Annotated in this window: 10 protein-coding genes; 6 read left to right on the top strand and 4 right to left on the bottom strand. The window is 59.6% G+C overall.

From position 1 onward, the window contains the following. The first annotated feature begins 327 nt into the window (after window positions 1-327). Window positions 328-2,967, top strand: a complete 2,640-nt coding sequence (gene mprF, locus D8U71_RS03110; protein ID WP_125918034.1) for a bifunctional lysylphosphatidylglycerol flippase/synthetase MprF — start codon at window positions 328-330, stop codon at window positions 2,965-2,967. Continuing rightward, window positions 2,967-4,262, top strand: a complete 1,296-nt coding sequence (locus tag D8U71_RS03105; RefSeq protein WP_130887137.1) for an AcvB/VirJ family lysyl-phosphatidylglycerol hydrolase — start codon at window positions 2,967-2,969, stop codon at window positions 4,260-4,262. Before mprF ends, D8U71_RS03105 begins: the two co-directional genes overlap by 1 nt. Window positions 4,263-4,448: 186 nt before the next feature. On the opposite strand, the gene D8U71_RS03100 is transcribed toward D8U71_RS03105, so the two are convergent. The 3 genes from D8U71_RS03100 to D8U71_RS03090 are packed head-to-tail and all read right to left on the bottom strand — an operon-like array spanning window position 4,449 to window position 6,596. Further along, window positions 4,449-5,132 carry a serine/threonine protein phosphatase gene (locus D8U71_RS03100; RefSeq protein ID WP_130887136.1) on the bottom strand — a complete coding sequence of 228 codons (684 nt, stop codon included), beginning with the start codon at window positions 5,130-5,132 and terminating at the stop codon, window positions 4,449-4,451. After that, entirely contained in the window at window positions 5,129-5,827 is a 699-nt protein-coding gene (locus D8U71_RS03095; RefSeq protein WP_123442998.1) for a hypothetical protein, read from the bottom strand. Before D8U71_RS03095 ends, D8U71_RS03100 begins: the two co-directional genes overlap by 4 nt. A 1-nt stretch (window position 5,828) precedes the next feature. Beyond that, a complete protein-coding gene (locus D8U71_RS03090; protein WP_125925225.1) occupies window positions 5,829-6,596 on the bottom strand; it encodes a MarR family transcriptional regulator in 768 nt (255 codons plus the stop codon). Between the two features lie 474 nt (window positions 6,597-7,070). On the opposite strand from D8U71_RS03090, the gene D8U71_RS03080 reads away from it, so the two are divergent. Next, a complete protein-coding gene (locus tag D8U71_RS03080) occupies window positions 7,071-7,397 on the top strand; it encodes a DUF3077 domain-containing protein (protein ID WP_130887134.1) in 327 nt (108 codons plus the stop codon). A 195-nt stretch (window positions 7,398-7,592) separates the two neighbouring features. Here D8U71_RS03080 and D8U71_RS03075 read toward each other — a convergent pair whose 3' ends face one another. After that, window positions 7,593-9,494, bottom strand: a complete 1,902-nt coding sequence (locus D8U71_RS03075) for a potassium transporter Kup (protein ID WP_024011888.1) — start codon at window positions 9,492-9,494, stop codon at window positions 7,593-7,595. Between the two features lie 289 nt (window positions 9,495-9,783). On the opposite strand from D8U71_RS03075, the gene rimO reads away from it, so the two are divergent. From rimO to D8U71_RS03050, 3 genes are all read left to right on the top strand, one after another. Then, complete coding sequence (rimO, locus tag D8U71_RS03070) at window positions 9,784-11,121, top strand: 30S ribosomal protein S12 methylthiotransferase RimO (RefSeq protein WP_024011887.1); 1,338 nt, start codon at window positions 9,784-9,786, stop codon at window positions 11,119-11,121. A gap of 218 nt (window positions 11,122-11,339) precedes the next feature. Continuing rightward, the gene (locus tag D8U71_RS03060; protein ID WP_073475936.1) at window positions 11,340-11,813 is read left to right on the top strand and encodes a GNAT family N-acetyltransferase; all 474 of its coding nucleotides are present in this window, start codon (window positions 11,340-11,342) and stop codon (window positions 11,811-11,813) included. Window positions 11,814-12,004: 191 nt separating this feature from the next. Beyond that, on the top strand, window positions 12,005-12,715 hold the full coding sequence (locus tag D8U71_RS03050) for an rRNA pseudouridine synthase (RefSeq protein ID WP_130887132.1): 711 nt from the start codon (window positions 12,005-12,007) through the stop codon (window positions 12,713-12,715). The last annotated feature ends 132 nt before the right edge of the window (window positions 12,716-12,847 follow it).

Genomic DNA, 12,847 nt, shown 5'->3' with positions numbered 1-12,847 from the left:
GGGCTCATAACCCGAAGGTCGTCGGTTCAAATCCGGCTCCCGCAACCAAACATCAAAAAAGGCTACTCGAAAGAGTGGCCTTTTTTGTATCTGTTGAAAAAGTCCTTTCGCAACAATGATCTGTCACTGTGCAGTGAACCGCTGGGGATCATCAGAACCACTGACTTGCGACTATGCTTGAGTCGCAGACAGGGTTTCTGCAATCCAGGAACTGCCCTCGCCGATGCCCGACGAGAGGCGTAGTATTTTGTGATTATTTTTTTCTACAGGGATTGGTAACTTGGCTGGATACCTCCATCCTGTCGCGCACAATCCAAGAGGTGATTGATGCGCGCCAACTCGTCTGATCCACAAGACACCGTTACAGCAGAACAACCGATCAAACCCGAGCGTTTGCGCTGGCTGGATCGATTAAGCAAATACCGTCAGCCGATCGGTCTGGCCGTCACGTTGCTGCTGTTTGCCATTGCCCTGATTGCCTGCCGCCATCTGCTCGCCGAGCTTGATCTCGACGCATTGCATGACTCGATTCTTGACGTGCCGAAGCCCGCCCTGCTTGGCGCCATTGGCGCGACCGTGGTCGGTTTCATCATTCTGCTCGGCTATGAATGGTCGGCCAGCCGCTACGCTGGCGTGAAACTGCCGCCGCGCACCCTCGCGCTCGGCGGCTTCACTGCATTTGCGATTGGCAATGCCATTGGTCTGTCGCTGCTGTCCGGCGGCTCGGTTCGTTATCGTTTATATGCGCGACTGGGCGTCGGTGCGTCGGAAGTTGCGCACATGACGCTATTTGCCAGCCTCTCGCTGGGCTGCGCCTTGCCGCCACTGGCAGCGCTGGCCACCCTGAGCAACCTGCCCGCCGCCTCGCAAGCGCTGGGACTGTCCGAAGTCTTGCTCGGCTCGGTCGCCGCTGCCGTACTGATCCTCGGTGCAGTGCTGGCGATCGGCATCTATCGCCGTCGTCTGCCGGAACAACCCTACCCCGACAATTTGCTGGTTCGTGCCGGGCGGCGCACCCTGCGTCTGCCGGGTCGGCGCCTAACGTTCCTGCAACTGGTGATCACCGCTCTCGATGTCGCGGCTGCCGCCACCGTTCTCTATTTATTGCTACCGGAAGCGCCGCCGTTTGCGCCGTTCCTGCTGGTGTATCTGCTGGCACTCGCCGCCGGTGTCCTCAGTCATGTACCTGGCGGCGTCGGTGTATTCGAAGCAATTCTGCTCGCCGCATTTGCCGACAAGCTTGGCGCCGCCCCACTGGCAGCCGCACTGCTGCTGTATCGCCTGATCTACGTGGTGCTGCCGCTGCTGGTCGCTTGCGTATTGCTGCTGATCAACGAAGGCCAGCGCCTGTTCCAATCCCAGACCATGCGCGCGGCGTCCGGTCTGGCCGCGCCGGTTCTGGCGGTGCTGGTGTTTCTGTCTGGCGTGGTGCTGCTGTTTTCCGGCGCCACACCGGAAATCGACACGCGCCTGGAGCACATCGGTTTTCTGATCCCGCATCGTCTGGTCGATGCCTCGCACTTTGGCGCCAGCCTGATCGGCGTCCTCTGTCTGTTACTCGCGCAGGGTCTGCGCCGACGCCTGTCGGCGGCGTGGATGCTGACCGTCATTCTGCTGCTGGTCGGCGCCCTGCTCTCGCTACTCAAAGGCTTCGACTGGGAAGAAGCCACGCTGATGACGTTTACGGCCGCCCTGCTCGGCGTGTTCCGCCGCTCCTTCTATCGCCCGAGCCGTTTGACCGAACTGCCGTTTTCTCCGCTGTATCTGGTCGCCAGTCTCTGCGTGCTGGGCGCTTCGGCCTGGTTGCTGCTGTTCGCCTATCAGGACGTGCCCTACAGCCATCAATTGTGGTGGCAGTTCACCCTCGATGCTGACGCGCCGCGTGGCCTGCGCTCGCTGCTCGGCGCGGCGGTGTTGCTGGTGATCATCTCCCTGACCTGGTTGCTGCGCACCGCGCGCCCGGTGATTCATTTGCCGACGCCGGACGAACTGGATCGCGCGGCAAAAATCCTCATGGCCTCGTCACAACCCGACGGCGGCCTCGCGCTGACCGGTGACAAGGCGTTGCTGTTTCATCCCAACGATGAGGCGTTCCTGATGTACGCCCGTCGTGGCCGCAGTCTGGTGGCGCTGTACGACCCGATCGGGCCGAGCCAGCAACGTGCGGAAATGATCTGGCAGTTCCGCGACCTTTGCGACATCCACCATACGCGCCCGGTTTTCTATCAGGTACGTGCGGAGAACCTGCCGTACTACATGGACATCGGCCTGACGGCGATCAAGCTCGGCGAAGAAGCCCGGGTCGATCTGCTGCGCTTCGATCTGGAAGCCAAGGGCAAGGAGATGAAGGACCTGCGCTACACCTGGAACCGTGGCACCCGCGATGGTCTGTCGCTGGAAATCCATGAGCCGGGCCAGGCGCCGATGGACGAGCTGAAGGTGATTTCCGATGCCTGGCTGACCGGCAAGAACGTGCGTGAGAAAGGCTTCTCCCTCGGCCGTTTCAGCGACGATTACCTGAAGCATTTCCGCATTGCGGTGATTCGCTTCGAAGGCCGCCCGGTGGCGTTCGCCAATCTGCTCGAGACCTACAGCCACGATCTGGCCAGTCTCGATCTGATGCGCGCGCACCCGGAAGCGCCGAAGCTGACCATGGAATTCATGATGGTCGGCCTGATTCAACACTATAAGAGTCACGGATACGCGCGCTTCAGCCTGGGCATGGTGCCGTTGTCGGGGCTGCAACCCCGGCGCGGCGCACCGCTGACCCAGCGCCTGGGCTCGATGGTTTTCCGCCGTGGTGAGCAGCTGTACAACTTCCAAGGTTTGCGCCGTTTCAAAGACAAGTTCCAGCCTGACTGGGAACCCCGTTATATGGCCGTGCCCGCCGGACTCGATCCGCTCGTGGCGCTGGCCGACACTGCTGCCCTGATCGCGGGCGGCTTGACTGGATTGGTGAAACGCTGATGATTCAACGCTCCCTGAAGTACATCCTGGCCGCCCTGCTCGTGCTGGCCGTGATTGCCGGCGGCGGTTACTGGTACCTCAAACGCCCGGCACCGGAACCGACCGTCGAACAACTGAAACCCGCCGATGGCACAGCCATGACCCGCGTGATCCCCGGCAGCAAGCCGAAGGCTCAGGTGCTGGTTGCCGTCACCGACGAACAGAAGCTCTCCGAGAAACAACTGACCACCCTCAGCCGCAGCGCCTCGGCGCAGATCGTTCAGGTGATCCTGCCCAAGGACTGCCTGCTGCAAAGCCGTGCCCTGCAATCGGGCCTGCGCGAATTGAATGGCCCGGCCACCCTGGTCAGCGGCATCGGCCCTGGCGCCGTACTGGCGTGGCGCTGGCTGGCGGAACAGAAAGACGACAAGGCCCAGGCCATCTCCGTCGACTTGGCTCTGGAAAAGCCCGGCTGCACCCACCTGCTGCCGAAATCCGCCGCCCACGGCCACTGGCTGGTGGCGTGGAACGATAACCCGGACGACGCCAGCGCAGGTTTCGTACGCGATCAACCAAACGCCGAAACCAGCATCAGCGACTACGACATCAATCTGCCGCAAGTGCTGAACAACGAACTGCGCAAAATCCTCGTCGGCGGCGACAAGGCCAACGGCGGTCTGGCGATTCCGGTCGTGGAAGTGCCGGCCGGTCAGGCCAACGACACCGTGACCCTGTTCCTCTCCGGCGACGGCGGCTGGCGCGACCTCGACCGCGACGTGGCCGGGGAAATGGCCAAGATCGGCTACCCGGTGGTCGGCATCGACACCCTGCGCTACTACTGGCAGCACAAGAGCCCGGAGCAAAGCGCACTCGACCTCACCGAACTGATGCAGCACTACCGGCAGAAATGGGGCACCAAGCGCTTCATCCTCACCGGCTACTCGTTCGGTGCCGACGTTCTGCCAGCGATCTACAACCGTCTGCCAGAGAACGAACAGCAACGCGTCGACGCGATCATCCTGCTCGCCTTCGCCCGCACCGGCAGCTTCGAAATCGAAGTCGAAGGCTGGTTGGGTAACGCCGGCAAAGAAGCTGCGACCGGCCCGGAAATGGCCAAACTGCCAGCCGGCAAGGTTGTGTGCATCTACGGTGAAGAAGAGACCGATGAAAGTGGCTGCACGGACAAGACTGCTGTCGGCGAAGCGGTGAAACTGCCCGGCGGGCATCACTTTGATGAAAACTACCCGGCGCTGGCCAAGCGTTTGGTGGACTTGATCGAGAAGCGTCAGAGCAAGAACTCGGTCGCCGAAGAGTGATCTGAGCTACGCCCATAAAAAGCCCCCGCAACTTCACAGTTGCGGGGGCTTTTTACATTCCAGCCGCCACCACAATCCCTGTGGGAGCGAGCTTGCTCGCGAAGCGGTGGGTCAGTTTACAGATTCGTCGACTGACACTACGTCTTCGCGCTCCCACAGGGTATTGTGCCGGACTCAGACAACTCGTCAGTCCCGCCGGCCAAGCTGAACATCTATCCACGTGACATCATCGTCGCCAACGCTAAAGTCGCTATCCGGCGCCGCCAACAAACTGCTTTGCTGGACTTGCGTCAAGTCCGCCCAAAAGCCATCAGTGACAAATACCAAGCGCTCAACAGCCTCCAGTTCACACCAAACAAAGTCAGGGTTCGGAACCCGATTGATCTTCAAGCATCGCGTTACTGAATTTCGAGCAGGATCTTGCGCCAACTCACAGTGCGAACGGTCGCGCCGCCAATTGGCCTTGCAGTGAGGAGGCGTAATCCACTCGATGGCTCCCAACAGCGTCACAATCCCGCATGAACAGTCACCTTCGTATGCAACGGTGAGTCGGCCATGAGCGACCAAGCCAATCAGGTAACAGATGGCTCCCGTCTGATCAGCAGGCAACGACGCATGAAAATCCGACAGTATTGAACCCAATAGACGCTCGATAGCTCCGGGTTCTGCAGGATAGCCCCCCTGCTCCAACTGTGTGGAATCAGCCGCCAACATGCCGCTTACGAAGCATTCAGCCAGCTGTCCACTGCCGCGCCTTGAAGTGCCATCCGCGACAACAAAAAAACCACGGTCACCCTCACAGGTAGCTCCGGCATAGTCATTATTTGCTCTGCTGGCTTGCCCAGTGATTGATCGGGAGAGGTATCTCATGCGCTGGCCAGCGCTTTCATACGCCTGTGAATAATCTGCCCTCTGCCTGGATTCGCCTGCACCGAGCCTGAACTTTCGATCACGTAGCCAACCCCATCGAGCGCCATCAGCTTCTGGACTCCCTCTGTAATGAATGCCTTGAGGTCCTTGTCAGCCTGGACCACCTCCTCCAACAGCTCAGGCCGACCATCGATCAAGATGATCATATCCTCGACATCCTTGTGATAAGGATCGCCATTTCCCCGACCGGCGAAAGCTTCCAGTTTCGTCGCGAGAAAATACGCGGGCTGGAATATCTGGATGGCAGTGCCGCTGGGCAGGGTGAATTTATCCGCCCTCGCCAGCCCCTCGACGAACCAGCGGTTGGCATAGCCGAGCACTGCAGGGTCGGAAGGCATGACATCCACGACAACGTCATTGAAGCGAAAACGACAATTCACCTCGTCCTCACCCGTGATCTTGAATCCCTTGGCCGCCAGCCGTTCGGTGAGTTGGTTCCAGGCGCTGATACCGGCCAACTCGATCACTAGATCAACGTCATCAGTGAAACGAATGTCGTCCAGCACGGCTGTATCTGTAACCAGCATGGCGGTTGTGCAACCGCCAACAAAAGCAACTTCGGCGAGAAACGCCTCGCCCAAGCCTCCAGCCACGAACTCAATGAGTTCGTAGTTGTGATCCGCGTTTGACGACATGTTATTTCAGCCCCATCCCTGCCTTCAGAATACTGATTGCCACACCACACTCACGCGGACCACCCAGACGGATTGCATCAGCGAGCGCCAGATAGTGGTAAAGAATCCGGTCTTTTTTCACCGCTTCCGGCACTGTTTTGTAAAGCGGCTCGATCGCTTGGCCTCGCTCGGTTCCCTGCGCATCCGGCCAGACCGGAATCAAACCACCCGCACTCTTGATGCTTTTGGACAGCGCAGGCGCTGCAAAACCTGTGGGTATGCCACGAACCATCGCGCCAGGCTTGACCGGGAAGAAGTACTTCAGCGCGTGCTCGGTAATTTTCAGCAGTTCCCGGCGGTGCACTTTGGCAAGCCCGGTGTCGTAATCATGAATGAGCAATCCAGATTCCCGGCACCGGGCGAGAGCATTTGAGACTTCGCTTTTGCTCAGTCCGAGAGAGGCAGACAGCGCACGTAAGGAGTACCGATCACTCCAACTTGTCAGCGGTGGATCAGATGCCGGTTCCGCCCATCCCTCCCAACCTGGCCCATCAGCGAAAGGCGAGTCGAATTCGCGGCGCAGGAAGAGAGTGTCTTCCCCATCAGTGGAATAGGTGACCAATGGCTTCCCCACACTTTGCCCTGCGCTCATTCGGCTGACGACATAAGGCCTGAGCAGCTCTTCGACCCTGTCCGAATTCGATTCGGCCTCCATCTCCCCCATGAGGTTCTCTTCCTGAGCGTGGAGACTGGCCATTTTGAACAATAGTAAAATGTCTTGACTCTTCATTTAGATCAAAACCTCAAGTGTCCACATTCCATAAAACGTGGACACTTGTCTCACTACCGAGGCCGGGTCGTCAAGCCCTTGGGTAAATCACTAATCGCTGCATACCTTGCCCGCATATCGTCATGGCTGTGTTCGTGTCAGACGTTTAGTATCGTTTACTTCCAGTTTCGCAATATCAGATGACGCCCACAGACCTTGTAGGCAAACTCCGAAACTCGTGTTCGGGCGCTTTGCCGCTCTATTGCGCTGTTTTTCGACGGGATACTCTCCGGACGTCGCTGACCCATTCAGCGATCGGGTGTGGTAACCCGGAGAAACCATCGCAACAGCCCGCTCCTCGAGTTATGGCGGCTGTGCGTGGGACGCTTTCGAGCGTGCCGGTTTCCTTGGTTCCCGGTTTACCACCCTGCGTACAGTTGCCTCCCTTTCGCGTGGTAACGAAAGTCGCGGCACTTCGAACCAAGGAGTAACACGATGACCGAAACTGATCTGCACGGACTTGCAAACGCTAAAACCATCGGCTTCACCCCTTTCCTCTACAACTCGGATCAAGCGTTCTTCAACGTCCGCGCCGGCATCCCGATCATCGATGCCTTGTCCCAATCCTCCGACCTGCTATCCCTCGCAAAATACTTCGCCGAGGATGCTGCTTTCATCAGAGACACCGATCGCCATGCCTGGGCCGCGCATTACCTGACGGTGATGGGCAAAGCCTTGATTGATGATGTGATCCAAGCGCTGATGCCGCGACCTGCTCGCACAAAGACCGAATCTGAAGAAGAATTGCCTGAAAGCCACTAACACCACAGAACCCTTGTGGGAGCGAGCTTGCTCGCGAATGCGGAGGGTCAGTTAACAGATTGTCGACTGACACTACGCCTTCGCGAGCAAGCTCGCTCCCACAGGGGATTTGCGTGGGTTCGAGGTTTATGTGCGGGCACAAAAAAGCCCCCGCCAGCCTTGAAGCTGACGGGGGCTTTTCAGTTGAAGCGAGGCTTACATTTCCACCTGCGTCCCCAACTCGATCACTCGGTTCAACGGCAGATTGAAGAACCGCAAATTGCCATTGGCATTCTTCAACATGAACGCAAACAGCGCCTCACGCCAACGCGCCATGCCTTCCAGTTTCGAGGCAATCACCGTTTCGCGGCTGAGGAAGTAGGTTGTGCGCATCGGGCTGAAGTCCAGATCATCCAGATGACACAGCTTCAGCGCTTGCGGCACGTCCGGCTCGTCGGTGAAACCAAAGTGCAGGATCACCCGGAAGAAACCCTCTCCGTGCGCTTCGACCTCGAAGCGCCGCGATGGCGGCACACGCGGGATGTCTTCGTAGACCACCGTCAGCAACACCACTTGCTCATGCAGCACCTGGTTGTGCAGCAGGTTGTGCAGCAGCGCGTGGGGCACGGCGTCGGAGCGGGCGGTGAGGAACACGGCGGTGCCCTGCACGCGATGCGGCGGTTGCACGCGGATGCTGCTGATGAAGATCGGCAACGGCAGCGCGCCTTCGTCGAGGCGTTCGACCAGCAGTTGTTTGCCGCGCTTCCAGGTGGTCATCAGCACGAACAGGGCGATACCGGCGATCACCGGGAACGCGCCGCCCTGAACGATCTTCGGCACATTGGCGGCGAAGTACAGACCGTCCACCAACAGGAAGCCAAGCAACACCGGCACCGCGAGGATTGGTGGCCATTTCCACAGCAGCAGCATGACCGCCGACACCAGAATGGTAGTCATCAGCATGGTGCCGGTCACTGCCACGCCGTAGGCCGAGGCCAGTGCACCGGAAGATTCGAAGCCCAGCACCAACAGGACCACGCCGACCATCAGCGCCCAGTTCACCGCACCGATGTAGATCTGGCCCTGCTCGTCGCTGGAGGTGTGCTGGATGTACATGCGCGGGATGTAACCGAGCTGGATCGCCTGACGGGTCAGGGAGAACGCGCCGGAAATCACCGCTTGCGAGGCGATCACCGTGGCCAGGGTCGAAAGGCCGACCAGCGGAATCAGCGCCCAGCTCGGTGCCAGCAGGTAGAACGGGTTACGCGCTGCGTCAGGGTTTTCCAGCAGCAATGCGCCCTGGCCGAAGTAGTTGAGCACCAGCGCCGGCAGCACCAGCAGGAACCAGGCGCGAGCGATCGGCTTGCGGCCGAAGTGGCCCATGTCGGCGTACAGCGCTTCGGCGCCGGTCAGCGCCAGCACTACCGCGCCGAGGATCGCTACGCCCATGCCCGGGTGCACGACGAAAAAATTCACCGCCCACATCGGGTTCAGCGCGTGCAGCACTTCCGGGGTGTGGCTGATGCCGTACACACCGAGGGCGCCGAGGACGAGGAACCAGGTGACCATGATCGGCCCGAACAGAATGCCGATCCGCGCGGTACCGTGGCGCTGAATCAGAAACAGCGCGACCAGCACGACCAGCGACAGCGGCACCACCCAGTGATCGATGCCTTCAAACGCCAGGCCGAGGCCTTCAATCGCCGACAGCACCGAAATGGCCGGGGTGATCATGCTGTCGCCATAGAACAGCGCCGCGCCGATCAGCCCGCACACCACCAACAACGTGCGCAGGCGCTTGCGCCCCGCCGCTGCCCGCCGTGCCAGTGCCGTCAGGGCCATGATGCCGCCCTCGCCCTGGTTGTCGGCGCGCAGGACGAACATCATGTATTTGATCGAGACCACCCAGATCAGCGACCAGAAGATCAACGACAGAATGCCGAGCACACCGTCGTGATTGACCGGCACACCATAACCGCCGGAAAACACTTCCTTGAGGGTGTACAACGGGCTCGTGCCAATGTCGCCATAAACCACCCCGACCGCCGCGACCAGCATGCTCAGCGGTCTGCTTGCCGAACCCTCGGCGCCCGCCGCATGACTACTTGCCTGACCCATCCAACACTCCTGATCTCGATACCGGCTTCTTTGAAGGAAGCACTATGCTTTGAGTTGCAGCATGCGCTGTTTTACCTGTTGTTACAGACCAATGATTGACTGCACGAAATCGGTAAAGCTCAACGGCGCGAAGCATAGCGCAGCACTCGTCGTATTTCCCCGTATAAAGCTGGTCAAGTGCGTTGCCCGCCGCTAGAATTGCGCACTTTTTGATCAGAGGCGCATCTCAAGCGCCCATCCGTCGGCTTGCGCATCAAGCAAGCGACGTCACAAAACACCGAGGTTAGACATGTCCACCACTCCTGCGCCGGCCAATCCAAAGGTTGGCTTTGTATCTCTGGGTTGCCCGAAAGCACTGGTCGACTCCGAGCGCATCCTGACCCAGCTGCGCATGGAAGGTTATGACGTGGTGTCCACCTATCAGGACGCCGACGTTGTAGTCGTCAACACCTGCGGCTTCATCGATTCGGCCAAGGCTGAATCTTTGGAAGTAATCGGTGAAGCGATCAAGGAAAACGGCAAGGTCATCGTCACCGGTTGCATGGGCGTGGAAGAAGGCAACATCCGCGACGTACACCCGAGCGTGCTCGCCGTGACCGGTCCGCAGCAGTACGAGCAAGTGGTCAACGCCGTGCACGAAGTGGTGCCGCCGCGTCAGGATCACAACCCGCTGATCGACCTGGTGCCGCCGCAAGGCATCAAACTGACCCCACGCCACTACGCCTACCTGAAGATTTCCGAAGGCTGCAACCACAGCTGCTCGTTCTGCATCATCCCGTCGATGCGCGGCAAACTGGTCAGCCGTCCGGTCGGTGATGTGCTCGACGAAGCTCAGCGCCTGGTGAAATCCGGCGTCAAAGAGCTGCTGGTGATCTCGCAAGACACCAGCGCTTACGGCGTTGATGTGAAATATCGCACCGGCTTCTGGAACGGCGCGCCGGTGAAAACCCGCATGACCGAGCTTTGCGAGGCGCTGAGCACGCTGGGCGTCTGGGTCCGCCTGCACTACGTTTATCCGTACCCGCACGTCGACGAGCTGATTCCACTGATGGCCGCCGGCAAGATCCTGCCGTACCTGGATATCCCGTTCCAGCACGCCAGCCCGAAAGTCCTGAAATCGATGAAACGCCCGGCGTTCGAAGACAAGACCCTGGCGCGCATCAAGAACTGGCGCGAAATCTGCCCGGACCTGATCATCCGTTCGACCTTCATCGTCGGCTTCCCGGGCGAAACCGAAGAAGACTTCCAGTACCTGCTCAACTGGCTGACCGAAGCCCAGCTCGACCGCGTCGGCTGCTTCCAGTACTCGCCGGTTGACGGCGCACCAGCGAATGATCTGGATCTGGAAGTGGTACCGGACGACGTCAAGCAGGATCGTTGGGAGCGCTTCATGGCGCACCAGCAGGCGATCAGCTCGGCACGCCTGCAAATGCGCATCGGTCGTGAGATTGAAGTGCTGGTGGACGAGGTTGACGAACAAGGTGCGGTCGGCCGTTGCTTCTTCGACGCCCCGGAAATCGATGGCAACGTGTTTATCGACAATGGCAGCAACCTGAAGCCGGGCGACAAGGTCTGGTGCAAGGTGACTGATGCCGACGAATATGATTTGTGGGCTGAGCAGATCTAAGCACCGCAAAATACCTGTGGGAGCGAGCCTGCTCGCGAATGCGCTGGGTCAGTCGCTGTAAATATTGCCTGACACAATGCCTTCGCGAGCAGGCTCGCTCCCACAGGGGGATAGCGCTGTATCCAGAAGCCCCGCTCTTTTCCGAGATACGGGGCTTTTTTGCGGCTATCGTTTAGCGGGGGACGGACTCCCTTGAACCGCACAAGAGGCACACGCACATGCGTCAGCATTCGGTCATTCACACACCGAAAATCAGCGATTACGAAGAACTGACCCGGGTCTGGGAGGCCTCGGTCCGTGCGACTCACCAGTTCCTGCCGGACAGCTACATCGAGCTGCTGCGCAATCTGGTGCTCACCCGCTATCTCGATGCGGTCATGCTGATCTGCACCAAGGATCGCCAGCAGCGCATCACCGGTTTTGCCGGTGTGGCGGCGGGCAAGATTGAAATGCTGTTCATCGATCCTGATCATCGTGGTCAAGGCTTGGGCAAGCAGTTGCTCCGATATGCGATCGAACGGCTCAACGCCGATGAACTCGACGTCAATGAGCAGAACCCGCAAGCCTTGGGCTTTTATGAAAAGCAGGGATTTGAAGTGATCGGCCGCTCCGAGGTCGATGGCATGGGCCAGCCGTATCCGCTGCTGCATATGCGCTTGCGGCAGTCCCAACAGCGCTCAAGCAACGGCTGACACACCATGGACCCCCTGTGGGAGCGAGCCTGCTCGCGAATGCGGTGTATCAGTCACTGCATACATAGACTGGCAGGACGCCTTCGCGAGCAGGCTCGCTTCCACATTGAATATAGCGCCTGCAAATGGAACCGGGCTTAACCGCTTCCACACAGGTACAATGCCCACCCCTTTTTTGTTACGGCCCTGTCATGACTGACCCGATTCGCCTCTCCAAACGCCTCATCGAACTGGTCGGTTGCTCCCGCCGGGAGGCCGAGCTGTTCATCGAGGGCGGCTGGGTCACCGTGGACGGCGAAGTCATCGATGAGCCGCAATTCAAGGTCGGCGAGCAAAAGGTCGAGCTCGACAAGGACGCCAAGGCCACCGCGCCGGAGCCGGTGACCATCCTGCTCAACGCGCCCGCCGGCATGGATGTCGACAGCGCCATGCAAACGCTCAGCGCCGAAACCCTCAGCGAAGAGCATCGCTACGGCAAGCGTCCGTTGCGCGGGCATTTCCTGCGCCTGACCGCCAGCGCCGACCTGCAGCCCAAGGCCAGCGGCCTGCTGGTGTTCAGCCAGGACTGGAAAATCCTGCGCAAGCTCACCGCCGACGCGGCGAAGATCGAGCAGGAATACATCGTCGAAGTCGAAGGTGAGATGGCTGCCCACGGCCTCAATCGTTTACAGCATGGCCTGACCCACAAGGGCAAGGAGCTGCCGCCAGTCAAGGCCAGCTGGCAGAACGAAAACCGTCTGCGCTTCGCCATGAAAAACCCGCAGCCGGGAATCATTGCGCAGTTCTGCGAAGCGGTTGGCCTGAAGGTCATCGGCATCCGTCGCATCCGCATCGGCGGCGTGTCGATCGGCAAGGTCCCGGTTGGCCAATGGCGCTACCTGTCCGGCAAAGAGAAGTTCTAGAACTTCCACTGCCGCCCCACATTCCGGCAGCGCTTACGAGCGCTGCCCACAACGCATCAGGAATACCGACATGGTTCATAACGACGTACTGCGCAGCGTGCGCTACATGCTCGACATCAGCGACAAGAAAGT

Source organism: Pseudomonas sp. Sample_21, from assembly GCF_004307525.1.
Taxonomy (GTDB): Bacteria; Pseudomonadota; Gammaproteobacteria; order Pseudomonadales; family Pseudomonadaceae; genus Aquipseudomonas; species Aquipseudomonas atacamensis.
This window is presented reverse-complemented; position numbering and strand designations above follow the sequence as displayed.